This is a genomic window from Ornithinibacter aureus (assembly GCF_009858245.1).
Lineage (GTDB): Bacteria > Actinomycetota > Actinomycetes > Actinomycetales > Dermatophilaceae > Fodinibacter > Fodinibacter aureus.
This window is the reverse complement of the sequence record NZ_VMSB01000001.1, coordinates 1,054,752-1,073,177: the sequence shown is the minus strand read 5'-3', so window position 1 is coordinate 1,073,177 and position 18,426 is coordinate 1,054,752. Positions and strand designations below refer to the sequence as shown.

The following is an 18,426-nucleotide window of genomic DNA, read 5'->3' as shown; positions in this document are numbered from 1 at the left end:
CGCAGGAATTCAGCGGTTGACGTCATCAACGGCAAGTAGTTCCACACGCGCTCATCGGCATGTCCGGTAAGGACCGTGCCCCGCGCAGCTGCGGAGACGTCGACGTCGAGCTGCGCAGGCTGACCTCGTGATGGCCGTCTCAGAATCCCCCGCTGAAGCAGTCTCATTATCGACCGCCCAGGCAGGCGCCTGTCTCAGAGTCGTGCGCCGCTGACATACCTCGTTGCAACAACCGCTTGACTCCCCCCCCTCGCGCCTGCGTATTGCCCCCTCTCGACGGCCCGTACGCCTGCTCGTCGACAGTTCACATCGTTGTGCCCTTGACGATAGTGTGTGACGCACACTATCGTCTCGGCCATGACGTATGACGAGGACGTGCTGAACGGCCACCTCCAGGAGCTGCGGCGGGGGACGGTGGTCGTCGCCGCGCTGGCGACCCTGCGCACCCCGGGCTACGGCTACGCACTGCTCGAGACGCTGGCCCGCGCCGGGTTCGGCGTCGACGCCAACACCCTCTACCCGCTGCTGCGCCGCCTCGAGAAGCAGGGCCTTCTCGAGGCCGAGTGGAACACCGAGGAGTCCCGGCCGCGGAAGTTCTACCGCACCAGCCCCGCCGGCGAAGACGTCCTCGCCGCCCTGCGCACCGACTGGCGCTCGCTCGATGCCGCCATCAACGACCTCAGCTGACCCGAGCCCGACCGAGAGGACCCCGAGATGACCTCCTTGACCGACCGCTACGTGCACGCCACCGTCCGCGGCCTCGACGAGGGCCAGCGCCCCGACGTCGAGCAGGAGCTGCGCGGCACCATCGAGGACATGGTCGACGCCCGCCTCGAGGCCGGCGCGCCCAGCCGCGAGGTCGCCGAACGCGACGTCCTCGTCGAGCTCGGCGACCCGATGCGCCTGGCCGCCGGCTACAGCGGCAGCCCGCTCCACCTCATCGGCCCGGCGTACTTCCCGCAGTGGCGCCGGCTCGTCACCCTGCTCCTGTCGATCGTTGTGCCCATCGTCGCCGGCATCGTCCTGGTCGTCCGCCTGTTCGTCGAGGACTCCAGCGCGGGCAGCGTGGGCACGGCCTTCGGGGGCGCGGCGGTCGTGGCCCTGCACACCGCGGTCCACATCATCTGCTGGACCACGGTCGTGTTCGCGGTCATCGAGCGCTCGGAGCCTGCCGGCGAGCTCGGTGCCTGGAATCCCGACCAGCTCCCCGAGCCCACCGCCGGCCGGCAGGTCGGTCTCGGCGAGAGCGTCACGGCGGCCGTGATGATCCTGTTCACCGTCCTGGCCGTCGTCTGGCAGCAGGTGAACCCTCCCGTGCGGGTCGACGGCGAGTCCGTGCCGGTGCTCGACGCCGGCCTGTGGAGCGGGTGGATGTGGGTCCTTCTCGCCCTCCTCGGTGGTCAGCTGCTCGTCGTGTGGCTGGTGCACCGGGCCCGGCGCTGGACGGTGGCGCTCGCCGCGGCGGGGCTCGTCGTCGACCTTGCCTTCGCCGCCGTGATCGTCGGGCTCGTGCTGGCCGACCGGTTCTTCGACGGCGTGTTCGTGGAGGCCGTCACCCGGGCCGGGTGGGAGAGCGCCGCCCGCGACCTCGCCTACGCCACGGTGCTGTCGGTGGTCGTCATCATCGTCTGGGACCAGATCGACACGTGGCGGCGGGTGCGGGCGGGCTGACGCCGCCCGCCCTCAGCCGTACAGCGCGCCGACGACCTCGCGGAAGGTGTCCGTGTGCCGGTCGACATCAGCGCGCGTGGTCTCCGGGCACATGAGGGCCATGTTGTGGAACGGGGTCATGAGAATGCCGCGGTTGCACATCGCGAGGTGCATGTAGGCGTCGAGGTCGTCGTCGTGTGCCACGGCGGCCTCCTCGCCGGTGCGCGGCGCGGGGCGCGCGAACCGGTACTCCGAGCGCGCTCCGAGCTGGCTGACCGACCACGGCACGTCGAACTCGTCGAGGGTGGCCTGGACCCCTTCGGTGAAGGCGGTCGCGAGGTCGATCATGTGCTCGAACGCCGCATGGGTCAGCACCTCACCGAGCGTGGCGCGCATCGCCGCGGTGGACAGGGCGTTGCCGGCGAGGGTGCCGCCCACCCCGCCCACGTCGACGATGTCGGCGTCCCCGGCATCCGTGTGCGAGGTGATTGAGGCGGCGACCTCGGTGGTGATCCCGTAGGCGCCGCAGGGGATGCCGCCCCCGATGGACTTGCCGATGACGAAGATGTCGGGCTCGAGGTTCCACGTCGCGGTGGCGCCGCCCCACCCGGCCGAGAAGGTGTGGGTCTCGTCGATCATGAGCAGGGCGCGGTAGCGGGTGGCGAGCTCGCGTAGCCCCTCCATGAAGCCGGGCTCGGGCAGCACGATGCCGATGTTGGTCAGCGCCGGCTCGGTGAGGATGGCGGCGACGTCACCGTGGGCGAGTTCGCGCTCGACCGAGGCGAGGTCGTTCCACGTGGCGGCTCGGGTCGTGAGGTCCAGGGGAACCGGTGGGGCGACGTTGCCCGGGCGCGACTGGGCCTTGCCGTCAGGGCCGGGGATGGCGAAGGTCTCGTCGACCGAGCCGTGGTAGCAGTAGCCGAACACGAGGATCTTCGGCTTGCCGGTCGCGAGCCGGGCCAGACGGACCGCCCAGCGGTTCGCGTCGGTCGCCGAGAGCGTGAAGCTCCACAGCGGCATCGTGAAGCGTGCGGTCAGCTCGGCCCCGACCCACTGGGCGTCAGCACTCGGCAGCATCGTCGTGATGCCGCCGAGGTCGCCCATGCGGCGCGCCACCGCTTCGACGGTCGGGCGGGGGGAGTGCCCGGCGAACGCTCCGGTGTCACCGAGCGCGAAGTCGACGTAGGTGTGGCCGTCGACGTCGGAGATCCGGTTTCCGCGGGCGTGGTCGAGGTAGAGCGGGAAGCCACCGGTCCACTTGTTCATCCACGTCATCGGCACCCGACCGAAGAGGTTGCTGCCCTGCGCGAAGAGCTCGCGGCTGCGCGGGTGGGCTGCGGTGTAGACCTGCTGCTCGGCGGCGATGAGGTCGGTCAGGCGGGAGCGGTCGATCGGTGGCATGCGAGCACGATAGCGGACTGAATCAGTGGTCAATCACTGTTCGTAGGCCAAAAACGGCATCGGATGCCGTGGTGCACGACGGATTTCGGAGCTCGCCTGTGGGGTGGGGCCGACGGTGAACAGCTGCCGACCCTGCCGCGGGCGATGGTCGAGCCCCATCCGGCCCAGGCCGCCCAGCCGTCTACGCTGGGGGCACCATGGCTCGACAGCGCACCCCCGAGGGGCCCCCACCCGCACCCGCCGTGCAGAAGCTGCGCATCCGCTACGCCAAGCGTGGCCGGTTGCGCTTCTCGTCCACGCGTGACTTCTCCCGGGCCCTGGAGCGCGCGCTTCGCCGGGCCGACGTCCCGATGGCGTTCTCGGCCGGGTTCCACCCGCACCCGCTCATCTCCTACGCCAACGCGGCACCCACGGGCACGGCGAGCGAGGCCGAGTACTTCGAGATCCGCGTCACCGAACGGGTCGAGCCGGAGGCGGTGCGGGCCGCCCTCGACGAGGCGCTGCCTGAGGGGCTCGACGTCCTCGAGGTCGTGCAGGCCGGCCCCGGTGCGCTCGCCGACCGGCTCGAGGCCAGCGAGTGGCACATCGTCGTGCGGGCAGCCGACCCCGCCGAGGTCACCGCGGCCGTCGACGCGTACCTGGCCTGCGAGGTCGCGGAGACGACACGAACCTTCAAGACCGGCCCGCGCACGTTCGACACGCGCAGCGCCGTGCTGGCGTTGGATGCCTCCGGTGTCGACGACGAGGGGTGTGCGATACTGCGCATGGTCGTTCGGCACACCACACCGTCCGTTCGACCCGATGACATCCTGACCGCACTGCACGCAGTGACTGGGTTCGCGCCTCCGGTCCCACCCCTGGTGACTCGGCTGGCCCAAGGCCCACTGCTCGACGCAGCTGCTGGGGTGGCCGACCCGTTGGCTGCCGACAAGGAGGCCGTCGGTTCCGGATAGGTGCCGCGCCGCCCGCGCGAGCCGCTCCGGGGCAGCAGCTGACTTCCGTACAGGGCACGCCCTGCACGATCCGATCGCACCACGCGGTCGGCGAGGGACCGGTCAGAAGTTGGGGCCGGAACCGGTGTGGTCGTCGCCCACGTGGATGACGGAAGGGGCCTCATGGCTTCCCAGAACGACACCACCACGACGCTCGAGACGGCCGCCGCAGACCAGGCGCCCGCCGAGAAGCCCAAGCGCCGCCGCGCCACGAAGAAGGCCGCCGCGCCGGCCGCCGAGAGCGTCACGGACGCCGCGGATGCCGTGGCCGCCGATGCCGGCGACGTCACCCCCGCGCCCGCCAAGCGGGCCCCGCGCAAGCGCGCTGCGAAGAAGGCCGCCCCGGCAGCCCAGGGCACCGACCTCGCGCCGAGCGCTGCCGATGGGGAGGCCGCCGCACCCGCCGACGTGGCCGACTCCGCTGAGGGCACGGACGGTGACGCCCCGGCACCCGCCGAGGCGCCCAAGGCCAGGCGCGCGACCAAGGCCGCGAAGTCCCCGCGGTCGAGCAAGCGCGCAGGGGCGACCAAGGCCCCGGCCGAGGTGTTGCTCGACGACCTCTCGCTGCTCGAGCCGGGCACGGCCGACCTGCTCCTGCCGATCGACGAGGACGACGAGGAGGCCGCAGACGCCGAGGCCGCCGTTCCCGCCGGCGCCGCCGAGGCCGCTGCTCCCGTCGACGACGTGTCGCCCCTGCCCGCGGCCCCTGGCCTGTCCATGCTCTTCCAGGCCCCTGAGCCGGTCGCCCCGCGCCGCCGCCGGGCCACCGCTCCCGTGCAGGCCCCGGTCGAGCGCCCCGCGGTCGATGAGTCAGCTGCCGAGACCGTGGCGACCTCCGCAGACGTCGACGCGGACGCTGTCGACGAGGTGGCCGCTGACGACGCAGTCGCCGCCGGCCAGGAGGAGTCCGTCACGGCGGAACGCGCCTCCGAGGACGCAGACACCGTCGGCCGTGGACGCCGTCGCCGTGGCGGTCGAGGCCGCCGTGGGCGAAGCCAGGGTGAGGACGACAAGGGGGCCACGGCATCCGCCGACTCCACCGACGCCGAGCAGGTCAGCGGCACCGGGCCCGAGGACTCCGCCGGGGACACCGACGGCGAGTCGGTCTCGAGCCGTCGCCGTCGCCGCCGCCGCCGCGGCGCAGGCAGTGGTGACGGCGAGGGTGACGACCCGCCCGGCACCGTCACCCGGGTGCGCGAGCCCCGCGGCCAGCGGGACGAGCCCACCGCCGTCAAGGGCTCCACGCGCCTCGAGGCCAAGAAGCAGCGTCGCCGCGAGGGCCGGGAGGCCGGTCGTCGCCGCACGATCATCACCGAGGCCGAGTTCCTGGCCCGTCGCGAGAGCGTCGAGCGGGTCATGGTCGTGCGCGGCCGTGGAGACCGCACCCAGATCGGCGTGCTCGAGGACGGCGTGCTCGTCGAGCACTACGTCTCACGCGAGACCACGTCGTCGATGGCCGGCAACGTCTACCTCGGCCGGGTGCAGAACGTCCTGCCCTCGATGGAGGCCGCCTTCGTCGACATCGGCAAGGGCCGCAACGCCGTGCTCTACGCCGGTGAGGTCAACTGGGACGCCGCCGGGCTCGAGGGTGGGCAGGCCCGCCGCATCGAGAACGCGCTGTCCTCGGGCGACACCGTCCTCGTCCAGGTCACCAAGGACCCGATCGGGCACAAGGGTGCTCGCCTGACCTCGCAGATCAGCCTGCCCGGGCGGTACCTCGTCTACGTGCCCGAGGGGCAGATGACGGGCATCTCCCGCAAGCTCCCCGACACCGAGCGGGCCCGCCTCAAGGCCATCCTCAAGGAGGTCGTGCCCGACCACGCCGGTGTCATCGTGCGCACCGCCGCCGAGGGGGCCTCCGAGGAGGAGCTGCGCGCCGACGTCGAGCGCCTGACGAAGATCTGGGAGAAGATCAAGGCCAAGGCCGAGTCGGCCGGGGCCAAGAAGGCCGGCAGCGGCGGCGCCCCCGCCCTGCTGCACGGCGAGCCCGACCTCACCGTGCGCGTCATCCGCGACGTCTTCACCGAGGACTTCACCTCGCTCGTCGTCTCCGGCGACAAGGCGTGGTCCGAGGTCAGCCAGTACGTCGAGGACGTCGCCCCCGACCTGGCGCCGCGCCTGCAGCGCTGGACCTCCGAGGCCGACGTGTTCGCGGCGCACCGCATCGACGAGGCCATCGCCAAGGCGATGGACCGCAAGGTGTGGCTGCCCTCGGGTGGGTCGCTCGTCATCGACCGCACCGAGGCCATGACCGTCGTCGACGTCAACACCGGCAAGTTCATCGGTGCCGGGGGCAACCTCGAGGAGACGGTCACCAAGAACAACCTCGAGGCCGCCGAGGAGATCGTCCGCCAGCTGCGCCTGCGCGACATCGGCGGCATCATCGTCGTCGACTTCATCGACATGGTCCTGGAGTCCAACCGCGACCTCGTCGTGCGCCGGCTCCTGGAGTGCCTGGGCCGTGACCGCACGAAGCACCAGGTGGCCGAGGTCACCTCGCTCGGCCTGGTGCAGATGACCCGCAAGCGCGTCGGGTCCGGCCTGGTCGAGGTCTTCTCGGAGACCTGCGAGCACTGCTCCGGGCGCGGCATCGTCGTGCACTCCGAGCCGATCGACCGCGCCGGGGCGAACGACGTCGGCGGCGCCAACGCCGCGCCGTCGCGCTCGGGCCGTGGCCGTCGGGGGACCCCGGCTGCCGGTGGTTCGTCGAACGGCGGGTCGGATGCCGTGGCACCGGTCGAGGAGGTCCGCACCCCGTCGGGTCCCACGGCCGCCCAGATCGCTGCGGCCGCGCACGCGGCGGCGCTGCGGCGGGCCGAGGCCGAGGCCGCCGCGGAGGTGCCGGCTGACGGCATCCCCGCCGAGGCCCCCATCGCAGAGGCTGACGTCGCAGAGGCTGCCGTGGCAGAGGCTGCTGTGGTCGAGGCTGCTGAGCCTGAGGCGCCCGAGCCCGAGCCCGAGCCCGAGCCCGCGCCTGAGCCTGCTCCGGCGCCGCGAGGCCGCCGCAAGCGTGGCCGGGTCGTCGCCCCGGCCGGTCCGCCGCGGGGTGTGAGCACGCAGCCCGAGCCGACGGCCTGATCCGCCGGCCCGTGATTTGGAGGGCTGCCGGGGCCCCCGGTAGTCTGTGCAGTCGGTGCGTCCACCGAGCTGATGTCCCGTGTCGTCCACGGGGTCGCTATCGGCCGGTCATCCAGGAGACGTGCCCGTAACGAAAGTGAGTCAGACCGTGTACGCGATTGTGCGCGCAGGTGGTCGCCAGGAGAAGGTTTCCGTCGGCGATGTCCTGCTCATCGACAAGATCGGCCAGGCCGGCGACGAGATCCAGCTGCAGCCGCTGCTGGTCGTCGACGGTGGCACCGTGACCAGTGACGCGAGCAAGCTCGCCAAGGTCAAGGTCACCGCCGAGGTGGTCAAGGCGGCCAAGGGCCCCAAGATCACGATCCTGAAGTACAAGAACAAGACCGGGTACCGCAAGCGCCAGGGTCACCGCCAGCCGCTCACCCAGGTCAAGATCACCGGCATCGACGCCTGATCCGCGCCGGAACTCACGTAAAGGACTACAGACATGGCACACAAGAAGGGTGCGTCCTCGACCCGCAACGGTCGTGACAGCAACGCCCAGTACCTCGGCGTGAAGCGCTTCGGCGGTCAGACCGTCAAGGCCGGCGAGATCCTCGTCCGCCAGCGCGGCACGCACTTCCACCCCGGCGACGGCGTCGGCCGTGGCGGCGACGACACGCTGTTCGCGCTCGTCGCGGGTGCGGTCAAGTTCGGCAGCAAGCGCGGCCGCAAGACCGTCAACATCATCGAGCCGGAGTCCGTCTCCGCCCAGTGATCGCACGCCGGGCGTCCACGCCCGGCCGCTTCACCCACGCCGTTTGAGGGGCGGGCCCGTGCTGGCCCGCCCCTCACGGCATCCATCGAGCACCATCACCACCCCTTTGTCAGGAGCGCAGGCATGACGACCTTCGTCGATCGCGTCGTGCTGCACGTCGCTGCAGGAAACGGCGGCCACGGCGTCGCATCGGTCAAGCGTGAGAAGTTCAAGCCGCTCGGTGGCCCCGACGGCGGCAACGGCGGGCGCGGTGGCTCGGTCATCCTCGCCGTCGACCCGCAGGCCACCACGCTGCTCGACTACCACCACACGCCGCACCGCAAGGCCGCGAACGGCAAGCCCGGCGCGGGGGACGAGCGCAACGGTGGCGACGGCGCCGACCTCGTCCTGACCGTGCCAGAGGGCACCGTCGTCAAGGACGCCAACGGCACCGTGCTGGCCGACCTGGTCGGGCACGACACCACCTTCGTCGTGGCCCGCGGCGGTCGTGGGGGGCTGGGCAACAAGGCGCTGGCCAGCCCGCGGCGCAAGGCTCCCGGCTTCGCGCTGCTCGGTGAGCCGGGCGAGACCGCCGACATCGTGCTCGAGCTGAAGTCGCTTGCCGACGTCGCGCTCATCGGGTTCCCGAGTGCCGGCAAGTCCTCGCTGGTCTCCGTCGTGTCGGCTGCCCGGCCGAAGATCGCCGACTACCCGTTCACGACACTCGTGCCGAACCTCGGCGTTGTCACCGCCGGGTCGATGCGCTACACCATCGCCGACGTGCCCGGGCTCATCCCCGGCGCGAGCGAGGGCAAGGGTCTTGGGCTGGAGTTCCTGCGCCACGTCGAGCGCTGCTCGGTGCTCGTGCACGTCGTCGACTGCGCCACGCTGGAGCCCGGCCGTGACCCGATGACCGACCTCGAGGTCATCGAGGCCGAGCTCGCCGCGTACGTCACCGACGACACCCTCGGGGGTCGCCCGCTGTCCGACCGCACCCGGATCATCGTGCTCAACAAGGCCGACGTGCCCGAGGCGCGCGACCTGGCCGAGATGGTCAAGCCGATGCTCGAGGAGCGCGGCCTCGAGGTGCACATCATCTCCGCCGTGGCGCACACCGGCCTCAAGGAGCTGACCTTCGCCCTGGCGCGCCACGTCAACGAGGCCCGCGCCGAGGTCCTCGCCCGGGTGCCAGACCGTCCGCGCGTCATCATCCGCCCGACCGCGGTCGACGACGCCGGCTTCCACGTGCGCCGCGAGAACACCCCCGACGGTGAGCTCTTCCGCGTCATCGGTGAGCGCCCCACCCGCTGGGTGCGCCAGACCGACTTCTCCAACGACGAGGCCGTGGGCTACCTCGCGGACCGGCTCAACCGCCTCGGTGTCGAGGACGCCCTGCTCAAGGCCGGCGCAGTCTCCGGCTCGACGGTGCTCGTCGGCCCGGAGGACAACGCGGTCGTCTTCGACTGGGAGCCCACGATGTCCGCCGGTGCCGAGCTGCTCACCGGCCCCCGCGGCACCGACGTGCGCTTCGAGAACGAGGGCCGCAAGACCCGCACCCAGAAGCGCGAGGAGTTCCACGCGCGCAAGGACGCCCAGACGGTTGCGCGTGACGAGCTCGCGACGGAGCGGCGGGCAGGGCACTGGGCCTCCGTCACCGACGAGGACTGAGCCGGATGCCGGACACCGCCGCTCGCTTGCGGCGCACCGTGGGTGCGGGGCAGCGCCTCGTGGTCAAGGTCGGGTCGTCGTCGCTGACCAGCGCCGACGGCGGTCACCTCGACCACGGCGCCCTCTCGGCGCTGGTCGACGTCCTGGCGACGCGCCGGGCGCAGGGGCGTCAGGTCGTGCTCGTGTCGTCGGGCGCCATCGCGGCCGGCATCGGCCCGCTCGGGCTCTCCCGCCGACCCACGGACCTCGCGACGCAGCAGGCGGCTGCGTCGGTCGGCCAGGGGGCCCTCGTGGCGGCCTACCAGGCGGCGTTCTCCGCCCACGGGCTCACGGTCGGGCAGGTGCTGCTCACCGCGGACGACGTGACCCGGCGGGCGCACTACACCAATGCCCGGCGCACCCTCGAGCGCCTGCTCGAGCTCGGGATCGTGCCGATCGTCAACGAGAACGACACGGTGGCGACCCAGGAGATCCGCTTCGGCGACAACGACCGGCTCGCCGCCCTGGTGGCCGACCTCGTCGGGGCCGACGCGCTCGTGCTGCTCACCGACGTCGACTCGCTCTACGACGGCCCGCCGTCGCAGGGGGGCTCTCGTCGGGTCCCGCTCGTCGAGACCGTGGCCGACCTCGACGCCGTGCGCATCGGCGGCACCGGCTCCTCGGTCGGCAGCGGCGGCATGGTGACCAAGGTGGAGGCGGCCGGCATCGCCGGTGGGGCCGGCATCCCGACGTTGTTGACCCGGCTGGCCGACGTCTCAGGCGCGCTCGCCGGGGAGGACCGGGGCACCGTCTTCGCCCCGGCCGCCGCGACCCGCGCCTCCCGCAAGCGCTGGCTCGCCCACGCCACGACGGCCCGCGGTCGGCTCGTGCTCGACGCAGGCGCCGTGGCCGCGGTGACCGACCGCCGCAAGTCCCTGCTGCCTGCGGGTATCACCGGCGTCGAGGGCGGGTTCGCTGCGGGGGACCCGGTCGACGTGTGCGCCCCCGACGGCACGGTGATCGCGCGCGGCCTGGTCAACTACGCGGCATCCGAACTGCCCCGCCTGCTCGGGAAGTCGACGCGCGACCTGGCCCGCGACCTGGGGCCGGCGTACGAGCGAGAGGTCATCCACCGCGACGACCTCGTCGTCCTCTGACCCGCGCCCACCCTCAGCGGAGCTGACGGACCTCGAACTGCCTCCGCGGGTTGGCGATCTCGTCCTGGCTCTGCACGAGCTGAAGCTCCCGACGGCCGGACTCGTGCGTGCGGGTGAGGAGGTCGAACACACTGGACACGGTGCGCCCGAGCGCGACCCCGGCATCCCCGCTCTCCAGCAGGTGCGCGGTGAACAGCGCGGCCGTGACGTCACCCGACCCGTTGGCCTTCATCGGCAGCTGCGGGGTCTGCACGATCCAGGCGCCGTCGCCGTGGACGGCCAGCATCTCGATGGTGCCCTCGGGGCGGTCGGGGCGCAGCACGCTCGTGACGAGCACGGTGCCCGGCCCCATGGCCCGCGCCCGCTCGACCGACTCCAGGGTCGAGTCGAGGTCGCCGGGCTCGGTGTCGGTGAGGAAGCCGAGCTCGAACTGGTTCGGCGTGATGAGGTCGGCCTGCGGCACGACCTTCTCGCGCAGCAGCACGGGGATCGCCGGGTGCACGAAGCAGCCGGATGCCGCGTTGCCCATGACGGGGTCGCAGGCGTAGATCGCGCTCGGGTTGGCGGCCTTGGTGCGGGCGACCGCGTCGAGGATGACGTCCCCGATCTGCTCGCCCCCCTGGTAGCCGGAGAGCACCGCGTCGACCTCGGGCAGGGCGCCGCGCTCCTCGATGCCGGTGATGACCTCGCGGACGTCCTCGGGTGCCATGAGGGGGCCGCGCCACGCGCCGTACCCGGTGTGGTTGGAGAAGTGCACCGTGTGCACGGGCCACACCTCGACACCGAGGCGCTGGAGCGGAAAGACTGCGGCTGAGTTGCCGACGTGGCCGTACGCCACCGAGGACTGGATGGACAGGATCGTGGTCACCCGCCCATCCTCCCAGACCGTGGGCGTCCCTCGATCGGCCGATCGCGCGATGCCGGGGGGCGGGGCCGGACGCCAAGCTCCGGGGCCGATTCTGCATCTGCACCTTCGGTGCGTGGCGGCCCCAACAGGTACCGCGATGACAGACGTCCGGATGCTTCACACGGTGAGCCAGCCCGGCTCACGACGCGATCCATCCCAAAGTTGGTTCGTGCAGCGGGGTGGCTCACGAGGTGATCCATCCCAAAGTTGGTTCGTGCAGCGGGGTGGCTCGCCACGTGAAGCATCCGGACTGCCCGCCGTGGGGTCTCCCCCAAGGGCACAGGATCGCAAGCGCCCGAATCTGTGTCGGCGTCGAGCCCTCGAGCCCTCGAGCGCCCGCACCCCGAGCGCAGCCACCTCGGCGCAGCCGAACCGAGCGACGACCTACCCTTGTGCCATGACTGACCGCACCTCCGGCATCGACCCCGCCGACGTCGAGCAGGTCCGCGTGCTCGCGCAGGCCGCCCGCGCCGCCTCGCGCCGCCTGGCCCTGCTCTCGCGCGCCGACAAGGATGCCGCGCTGCGCACCCTCGCCGACGCCCTCGACGCCGCCACCGACGAGATCGTCGCCGCCAACGAGCTCGACCTCGCCCGTGGCCGCGAGAACGACATGCCGCAGAGCCTCCAGGACCGACTGCGCCTGGACCCCCCGCGCGTCGCCGCCGTCGCCCAGGCCCTGCGCGACATCGCGGCCCTGCCCGACCCGGTCGGCGAGGTCGTGCGCGGCTCGACCCTGGCCAACGGCCTGCAGATCCGCCAGATCCGGGTGCCCATGGGTGTCATCGGCATGATCTACGAGGCCCGCCCCAACGTCACCGTCGACGCGGCCGGCCTCGGCCTGAAGTCCGGCAACGCGGTCATCCTGCGTGGGGGCAGCGCCGCCGCTGGGACCAACCGCGCCACGGTCGCCGTGCTGCGCGCCTCGCTCACCGCCCAAGGCCTGCCCGCGGATGCCGTGGGCCTCCTCGAGGGTGGCCACGGCGCCGTTCGTGCCCTGATGACCGCCCGCGGCCAGGTCGACCTGCTGATCCCGCGCGGCGGAGCGGGGCTCATCCAGAGCGTCGTCACCGAGTCGACGGTGCCCGTCATCGAGACCGGCATCGGCAACTGCCACGTCTACGTCGACGCCCGCGCCGACCTCGACAAGGCGCTCGCGATCACCGTCAACTCCAAGACCCACCGCCCCAGCGTGTGCAACGCCGCCGAGTCGCTGCTCGTGCACCGCGACGTCGCCGCCGCGTTCCTGCCCAAGGCCCTGTCAGCGCTCGCGGGGGAGGGCGTCGTCCTGCACACCGATGCGGATGCCGGTGCACAGGCCGACGTCGCGGGCGTCGCCCACGACGTGGCCACCGACGAGCACTTCGCCACCGAGTTCCACGGGCTCGAGATGTCGGTGCGGGTCGTCGACGACCTCGACCAGGCCCTTGAGCACATCGCCACCTACGGGTCGGGCCACACCGAGGCCATCGTCACCGAGGACCGCGGAGCCGCCCGCCGCTTCACCGCCGAGGTCGACGCAGCCGCCGTCATGGTCAACGCGAGCACCCGGTTCACCGACGGTGGTGAGTTCGGCTTCGGTGCCGAGATCGGCATCTCGACCCAGAAGCTGCACGCGCGCGGGCCGATGGCACTGCCCGAGCTGACGACCACCAAGTGGGTCGTCGAGGGCGACGGTCAGGTCCGCGCCTGACCTCGGTTCAGCCTCTCAGCGACGTTGAGCCACGCAGCGAGGGTCAGTGTCGCGCCCGGGCTGATGAGTCCACCAGCGAGTCGTGCGCGACGTAGTACGACGGCCTGCCCTGGAGCATGGCGTACATCCGCCCGACGTACTCGCCGAGGATCCCGAGTGCCAGCAGCTGCACCGCCCCGACGGCGGCGACGATGACCACGGTCGAGGTCCATCCGGGCAGGGTGTTGCCGAGCAGCATGGCGATGACGGCATACACGAGCACCCCCAGGGCGGCGACCCCGCCGAGCAGCCCGAGCCAGGTGGCGAACCGCAGCGGGGCGATCGAGAAGCCCGTGAGGCTGTCCACGGAAAGGCGGATCATCTTGCCCAGCGGGTACTTCGACTCCCCGGCCGCGCGGGCTGCCCGGGTGTAGGACACCGACGCGCTCGGGAACCCCAGGGCCGGGACGACGAGGCGCAGCACCCGGTGGTGTTCGGGAAGGGCGTTCACGGCATCCACCGTGGCGCGGGACATGAGCCGGAAGTCGCCGGCATCCACCGGGGCGTCGACCGCCGACAACGCCCGGATCGAGCGGTAGAACGCCCGGGCGGACAGGCGCTTGAAGGCGGTGTCGCTCGCGCGGTCGCCCCGCACGCCGTAGACCACGTCGACACCCTCGGCGCGGGCGACGGCGAGCATCTCGCCGATGGCCTCGGGAGGATCCTGGAGATCGGCGTCGATGGTGGCGACCCAGTCACCACGAGCGCGCGCCAGTCCGGCCGAGATGGCCGCCTGGTGGCCGGCGTTCGCCCGCAGCCGGACCACGCGAACCTGCGGCCACTCACGCCGAAGTCGTTGCAGGAGAACGGGGGTGGCGTCGCTCGAGCCGTCGTCGACGCACAGCACCTCGTAGCTGACCCCCCACGAGTCGGCCAGCGGTCGCAGCCGGTCGACGAGAAGCGGGAGCACCGCCTCCTCGTTGTACACCGGGATCACGACACTGAGCTCGACGGGCGAGCGCGCTCCCTCGACAGTCTCCGGCATGGGCCAAGACTAGGCGGCCCACGGACTCGAGCCGCTCAGGTCACGCCCGGAGACGGCCGAGGGCCCCCGAGTATGAGATCGGGGGCCCTCGCCGGTCGACTGCTGCCGACGTGTCGAGCCGGTCGGTCCGTGTGGTCTCCCGCACGGTCTGCCACGCGACGGTGGCGCCGCCCTGGGGTCAGGACGGGCTTCGACTCAGGTCGAACGGCCGCGGCACCCGCGCCGTCGCGCGCGTCGCACGAGCCCGAGGGCCCGCACGTCCCGTCCCTTGCGGGGCGGGAGCGGTGTGCCGTTATCCGTACGACCTGCCCCCCGGGTGCCGCTCCGGCGCCGAGGCGTCGGTGCTGTCCAGCAGGGGCGTGGTGTCAGTTCTAGTCGCCGAGGTGGGGGCCTCGCAAGGAAACGGGCAGCCAATCGGTGACCGGTCAATCGTGCTCCTCGCCGTCCACAGGCCCCGTGCGGCAGACCCGTGTTGTACACAGGGCTGTGGACGACATTCGTGGACAGCGGACGCGCTAGGCTGGCCCCCATGTCGATGACCGTGACCCGTTTCCTGGCCGAGGAGGCCGCGCACCGCGAGCTGCCCATGCCGCCGTGGATGTTCGGCGTGATCGGTCTCCTGGCGTTCGCCTTCCTGCTCGGCCTCACGTGGTCCTTCCGCGGCACGGCCCAGAAGTACGCGCCCCCGACCGCGCACGGCGCCCACGGCGAGCAGCACACCGCGCCCGAGGGTGACACGGCGCACTGGCCCGAACACCCCGGCCACCACTGAGCACGGCACGCATGCGGCTCGGGGTGATGGGCGGCACCTTCGACCCCATCCACCACGGGCACCTCGTCGCCGCCTCGGAGGCCCAGTCGCTGTTCGGCCTCGACGAGGTCGTCTTCGTCCCCACGGGTGAGCCCTGGCAGAAGCAGGGCCGCGACGTCGCCCCCGCCGAACACCGCTACCTCATGACGGTGGTGGCCACGGCATCCAACCCGCGCTTCACCGTCTCGCGCGTCGACATCGACCGTGACGGCCCGACGTACACCATCGACACCCTGCGTGACCTGCACGCGCAACGGCCTGACGACGAGCTGTTCTTCATCACCGGCGCCGACGCGTTGGCGCAGATCCTGTCGTGGAAGGACTCCGACGAGCTGTTCGACCTCGCCCGCTTCATCGGGGTGACCCGCCCCGGCTACGAGCTGTCCGAGTCCGGACTGCCCGCCGACCGGGTCGACCTCCAGGAGGTGCCGGCCATGGCCATCAGCTCGACCGACTGCCGAGAGCGGGTGGCCCGCGGGGAGCCGGTCTGGTACCTCGTGCCCGACGGCGTCGTGCAGTACATCTCCAAGCACCACCTCTACTCATCACCCACAGCCACCCCATCCTCAGCACCATCACCTCACGCCTCACCGGGAGCACCATGACCGCCACCGACCGCGCGCTCGAGCTGGCCAGGGCGGCCGCCTCCGCCGCCGCCGACAAGCTCGCCACGACCATCACCGGCATCGACGTCTCGGAGCAGCTCGCGCTGACCGACGTCTTCGTCATCGTCTCCGCGGAGTCCGAGCGCCAGGTCGGCTCGATCGTCGACGAGGTGGAGGACACCCTGCGCGAGATGGGCTCCAAGCCGGTGCGCCGTGAGGGGCAGCGCGAGGGCCGTTGGGTGCTCATCGACTTCTCCGACATCGTCGTTCACGTCCAGCACGACGAGGAGCGCTCGTTCTACGAGCTCGAGCGGCTCTGGAAGGACTGCCCGAGCATCGACCTCGGCGTCGTCGGCACCGAGCAGGGCGGTCGGTGAGCCCAGCGCCTGCACGCGGCGGCAGGCGGCGCCTGATCGTCCTTCGCCACGGCGAGACCGGGCACAACGCGGCCGGCATCTGGCAGGGGCAGCTCGACGTGCCGTTGTCCGACGTCGGTGTTGCCCAGGCGGATGCCGCTGGGCCGGCTGTCGCGGCCCTGTCGCCGTCGCGCATCGTCACCTCCGACCTCTCCCGTGCCCGGCGCACGGCGCAGAGCGTGGGCCGGGCGACCGGCATCCGGGTCGAGGTCGATGCGCGGTTCCGGGAGATCCACGCGGGGGCGTGGCAGGGGTTGACGGCGCAGGAGGTCGCGCAGGGCTGGCCCGAGCTGCGGGCGGCTGCGCTGCGCGGTGAGGACGTGCGCCGCGGGGACGACGGCGAGACGATGGGGGACGTGCTGGCCCGGGTCGGGGAGGCCCTGGACGAGCTGCTCTCGGACCTGCCGGCGGGGGAGTGCGCCGTGGTGTCCACGCACGGGGCGGCTGCGCGGGCGGTGGCGTCGTGGGTGCTCGATCTCGACCTCGCGGTGGCCTGGCGCCTGCTCGGCGGGCTCGGCAACTGCCACTGGGGTGAGCTGCGTGAGGGGCGGCACGGGTGGATGCTGCACACGTGGAACGCGTCGTCCGGGGTGCCGTCGCAGGCCGGTTCGTCGCCTCCCTGAGGCCGATTTGGTCAGGCGCGGGGGGGCATGGGTAAACTTCACCGTCGCCCCCCACCAGGGGAGCGACAACCGCAAGGGGCTGTAGCGCAGTTGGTAGCGCACCTCCATGGCATGGAGGGGGTCAGGGGTTCGAATCCCCTCAGCTCCACAACGCGAAGAAGGACCGGACACGCTTTTCGTCCGGTCCTTCTTCGCGTTATCGAACTCAGTGATTCGAGGAGGAGCGAGGGACGAGCGACGGAGTCCCTTCAGTCTTTGCTGTCGAAGGCGATGGCGGGGATTCGGGAGGACCCCCCGGCGCGAAGCGCCCCCACGTGACGGCTCCCCTCAGCTCCAGGTGAGGGAGCAGCGCAACGAGCGAGAACGGCATCCCACCAGCTCCAAGTGAGAAGGCAGCGCACCGAGCGAGAACGGCATCCGACCACCCCTCACGTCCATGTGAGGATGAAGCGCACCGAGGACGGAGAGGGAGAGCACCACCATGGGCGGCGTCCACGCCAAGCACGGATCCAGCGACACCCGGCAGATGCGCCGGGTCGCACGCGCCGTCGTGCTCGCCTTGGCGCTGCTGACCCTGGGCGCGGTGCTGTGGCTCTGGCCTGACGCAGCGCCTGCGGACTCGGAGAACCCGGCGCCACCCGAGCTGAAGGCGACGGTGGTGGCGCTGCACCCCGAGCCGTGCCCGCCGGACGTCACGGAGACGACGGCCAACGGCTGCGGGAGCGCGACGGTGGAGTTGTCCGAGGGTGCGGATGCCGGCCGGACGGTGGTCGTGGACCTCCCCAACGGCCCCGGCGCCCCGGTGATCGTCGAGGGTGACGCCATCGTCGTCATCGCGGTGCCCGGCGTCGAGGAGCAGCAGTTCGGGGTGGTGGACCACCAGCGCGGCACCGGGCTGCTCGTGGTGTGTCTGGCCTTCGTGCTGGCCTTGCTCGCGTTCGGGCGGTGGCGTGGGCTGTCCGCGTTGGCAGGGCTCGGCGTGACGTTCCTCGTCCTGATGTTCTTCGTCGTTCCGGCGATCCTCGGTGGGGAGTCGCCGATGCTCGTGGCGCTCGTCGGGTCGGCCGCGATCACGCTCACGGTGCTCTACCTGACCCACGGCATCACGATGACCTCGACGGTGGCGGTCCTCGGCACGTTGGCCAGCCTCGTGCTGACGGGGGTGCTCGCGGCCGTCTCGGTCAGTGCCCTGAAGCTGAGCGGCATCACGGACGACGTCTCGTCGTCGGTGAGCGACCGCTACGGCATCACGATGTCCGGGCTGCTCGTGGCGAGCATCATCATCGGCTCGGTCGGGGTGCTCGACGACGTCACGGTGACCCAGGCGAGCATCGTGTCCGAGCTGGCCGAGGCAAACCCCACGTACGGCGTCGGTCGGCTGTACCGCTCGGCGAGCCGGGTCGGGCGGTCGCACATCGCCTCGGTCGTCAACACGATCGTGCTGGCCTACGCGGGTGCGTCGCTGCCGTTGCTCATCCTCGTGGCCGCGGACAACCCCTCGCTCGCCGACGTGGTGACCACGCAGTTCATCTCGCAGGAGATCGTCCGCAGCATCGTGGCGACCCTGGGCCTCATCGCCGCCGTCCCGCTGACCACGGCGCTGGCTGCCTACGCGGCCCGAGCGGCCACCGCGCAGCCGGCTCGGACCGGGTCGTCCTGACGGTCGCCCACGTGCCGGTGCTCCAGGCG

General features: G+C 71.8%; 17 protein-coding genes and 1 tRNA gene. 15 read left to right on the top strand and 3 right to left on the bottom strand.

What is annotated here, in order from left to right; genetic code table 11:
• Positions 1–357 precede the first annotated feature (357 nt).
• Both C8E84_RS05115 and C8E84_RS05110 read left to right on the top strand, forming a co-directional pair.
• Positions 358–687 (top strand): PadR family transcriptional regulator, encoded by a 330-nt coding sequence (locus tag C8E84_RS05115; RefSeq protein WP_159900048.1) that lies wholly within the window; start codon positions 358–360, stop codon positions 685–687.
• 27 nt (positions 688–714) lie between these two features.
• A complete protein-coding gene (locus C8E84_RS05110) occupies positions 715–1,671 on the top strand; it encodes a permease prefix domain 1-containing protein (protein WP_159900046.1) in 957 nt (318 codons plus the stop codon).
• A gap of 12 nt (positions 1,672–1,683) precedes the next feature.
• Here C8E84_RS05110 and C8E84_RS05105 read toward each other — a convergent pair whose 3' ends face one another.
• Entirely contained in the window at positions 1,684–3,051 is a 1,368-nt protein-coding gene (locus tag C8E84_RS05105) for a transaminase (RefSeq protein ID WP_159900044.1), read from the bottom strand.
• 197 nt (positions 3,052–3,248) lie between these two features.
• On the opposite strand from C8E84_RS05105, the gene C8E84_RS05100 reads away from it, so the two are divergent.
• The 6 genes from C8E84_RS05100 (at position 3,249) to proB (ending at position 10,661) form a co-directional block, all read left to right on the top strand.
• Positions 3,249–4,004, top strand: coding sequence for a TIGR03936 family radical SAM-associated protein (locus tag C8E84_RS05100; protein ID WP_159900042.1), 756 nt, complete (start codon positions 3,249–3,251; stop codon positions 4,002–4,004).
• A 162-nt stretch (positions 4,005–4,166) separates the two neighbouring features.
• Entirely contained in the window at positions 4,167–7,121 is a 2,955-nt protein-coding gene (locus C8E84_RS05095; protein WP_159900040.1) for an Rne/Rng family ribonuclease, read from the top strand.
• 148 nt (positions 7,122–7,269) lie between these two features.
• Entirely contained in the window at positions 7,270–7,575 is a 306-nt protein-coding gene (gene rplU, locus C8E84_RS05090; RefSeq protein ID WP_159904493.1) for a 50S ribosomal protein L21, read from the top strand.
• Between the two features lie 33 nt (positions 7,576–7,608).
• Positions 7,609–7,878, top strand: a complete 270-nt coding sequence (rpmA, locus tag C8E84_RS05085; protein WP_159900038.1) for a 50S ribosomal protein L27 — start codon at positions 7,609–7,611, stop codon at positions 7,876–7,878.
• 123 nt (positions 7,879–8,001) lie between these two features.
• Complete coding sequence (gene obgE, locus C8E84_RS05080; protein WP_159900036.1) at positions 8,002–9,525, top strand: GTPase ObgE; 1,524 nt, start codon at positions 8,002–8,004, stop codon at positions 9,523–9,525.
• A 5-nt stretch (positions 9,526–9,530) separates the two neighbouring features.
• Positions 9,531–10,661 (top strand): glutamate 5-kinase, encoded by a 1,131-nt coding sequence (gene proB / locus C8E84_RS05075; protein WP_159900034.1) that lies wholly within the window; start codon positions 9,531–9,533, stop codon positions 10,659–10,661.
• A 13-nt stretch (positions 10,662–10,674) separates the two neighbouring features.
• Here proB and pdxY read toward each other — a convergent pair whose 3' ends face one another.
• Positions 10,675–11,529 carry a pyridoxal kinase PdxY gene (gene pdxY, locus C8E84_RS05070; protein ID WP_159900032.1) on the bottom strand — a complete coding sequence of 285 codons (855 nt, stop codon included), beginning with the start codon at positions 11,527–11,529 and terminating at the stop codon, positions 10,675–10,677.
• A gap of 436 nt (positions 11,530–11,965) precedes the next feature.
• Here pdxY and C8E84_RS05065 point away from each other — a divergent pair, with 436 nt between their 5' ends.
• On the top strand, positions 11,966–13,258 hold the full coding sequence (locus tag C8E84_RS05065; RefSeq protein ID WP_159900030.1) for a glutamate-5-semialdehyde dehydrogenase: 1,293 nt from the start codon (positions 11,966–11,968) through the stop codon (positions 13,256–13,258).
• A 43-nt stretch (positions 13,259–13,301) separates the two neighbouring features.
• Here the strand turns inward: C8E84_RS05065 and C8E84_RS05060 are convergent, their stop codons facing one another.
• Complete coding sequence (locus C8E84_RS05060) at positions 13,302–14,282, bottom strand: glycosyltransferase family 2 protein (RefSeq protein ID WP_159900028.1); 981 nt, start codon at positions 14,280–14,282, stop codon at positions 13,302–13,304.
• Between the two features lie 529 nt (positions 14,283–14,811).
• Between C8E84_RS05060 and C8E84_RS05055 the strand changes: the two genes are divergently transcribed.
• The 6 genes from C8E84_RS05055 (at position 14,812) to C8E84_RS05030 (ending at position 18,397) form a co-directional block, all read left to right on the top strand.
• The gene (locus C8E84_RS05055; protein ID WP_159900026.1) at positions 14,812–15,054 is read left to right on the top strand and encodes a hypothetical protein; all 243 of its coding nucleotides are present in this window, start codon (positions 14,812–14,814) and stop codon (positions 15,052–15,054) included.
• Positions 15,055–15,065: 11 nt separating this feature from the next.
• The gene (gene nadD, locus C8E84_RS05050) at positions 15,066–15,698 is read left to right on the top strand and encodes a nicotinate-nucleotide adenylyltransferase (RefSeq protein WP_159900024.1); all 633 of its coding nucleotides are present in this window, start codon (positions 15,066–15,068) and stop codon (positions 15,696–15,698) included.
• On the top strand, positions 15,695–16,075 hold the full coding sequence (rsfS, locus tag C8E84_RS05045) for a ribosome silencing factor (RefSeq protein ID WP_159900022.1): 381 nt from the start codon (positions 15,695–15,697) through the stop codon (positions 16,073–16,075). The genes nadD and rsfS overlap by 4 nt, the downstream gene beginning before the upstream one ends.
• Positions 16,072–16,737: a histidine phosphatase family protein gene (locus C8E84_RS05040; RefSeq protein WP_159900020.1), complete on the top strand. Its 666-nt coding sequence runs from the start codon at positions 16,072–16,074 to the stop codon at positions 16,735–16,737. Before rsfS ends, C8E84_RS05040 begins: the two co-directional genes overlap by 4 nt.
• A 75-nt stretch (positions 16,738–16,812) precedes the next feature.
• Positions 16,813–16,885 (top strand) — tRNA-Ala (locus tag C8E84_RS05035).
• A 333-nt stretch (positions 16,886–17,218) separates the two neighbouring features.
• Positions 17,219–18,397, top strand: coding sequence for a YibE/F family protein (locus tag C8E84_RS05030; protein ID WP_246196793.1), 1,179 nt, complete (start codon positions 17,219–17,221; stop codon positions 18,395–18,397).
• Positions 18,398–18,426: the final 29 nt, after the last annotated feature.

Bases quoted from the DNA above. Each gene is read 5' to 3' on its own strand.
- C8E84_RS05115 (WP_159900048.1), top strand. From the start codon at position 358: ATGACGTATGACGAGGACGTGCTGAACGGCCACCTCCAGGAGCTGCGG.
- C8E84_RS05110 (WP_159900046.1), top strand. From the start codon at position 715: ATGACCTCCTTGACCGACCGCTACGTGCACGCCACCGTCCGCGGCCTC.
- C8E84_RS05105 (WP_159900044.1), bottom strand. From the start codon at position 3,051: ATGCCACCGATCGACCGCTCCCGCCTGACCGACCTCATCGCCGCCGAG.
- C8E84_RS05100 (WP_159900042.1), top strand. From the start codon at position 3,249: ATGGCTCGACAGCGCACCCCCGAGGGGCCCCCACCCGCACCCGCCGTG.
- C8E84_RS05095 (WP_159900040.1), top strand. From the start codon at position 4,167: ATGGCTTCCCAGAACGACACCACCACGACGCTCGAGACGGCCGCCGCA.
- rpmA (WP_159900038.1), top strand. From the start codon at position 7,609: ATGGCACACAAGAAGGGTGCGTCCTCGACCCGCAACGGTCGTGACAGC.
- obgE (WP_159900036.1), top strand. From the start codon at position 8,002: ATGACGACCTTCGTCGATCGCGTCGTGCTGCACGTCGCTGCAGGAAAC.
- proB (WP_159900034.1), top strand. From the start codon at position 9,531: ATGCCGGACACCGCCGCTCGCTTGCGGCGCACCGTGGGTGCGGGGCAG.
- C8E84_RS05065 (WP_159900030.1), top strand. From the start codon at position 11,966: ATGACTGACCGCACCTCCGGCATCGACCCCGCCGACGTCGAGCAGGTC.
- C8E84_RS05060 (WP_159900028.1), bottom strand. From the start codon at position 14,282: ATGCCGGAGACTGTCGAGGGAGCGCGCTCGCCCGTCGAGCTCAGTGTC.
- C8E84_RS05055 (WP_159900026.1), top strand. From the start codon at position 14,812: ATGTCGATGACCGTGACCCGTTTCCTGGCCGAGGAGGCCGCGCACCGC.
- nadD (WP_159900024.1), top strand. From the start codon at position 15,066: ATGCGGCTCGGGGTGATGGGCGGCACCTTCGACCCCATCCACCACGGG.
- rsfS (WP_159900022.1), top strand. From the start codon at position 15,695: ATGACCGCCACCGACCGCGCGCTCGAGCTGGCCAGGGCGGCCGCCTCC.
- C8E84_RS05030 (WP_246196793.1), top strand. From the start codon at position 17,219: ATGGGCGGCGTCCACGCCAAGCACGGATCCAGCGACACCCGGCAGATG.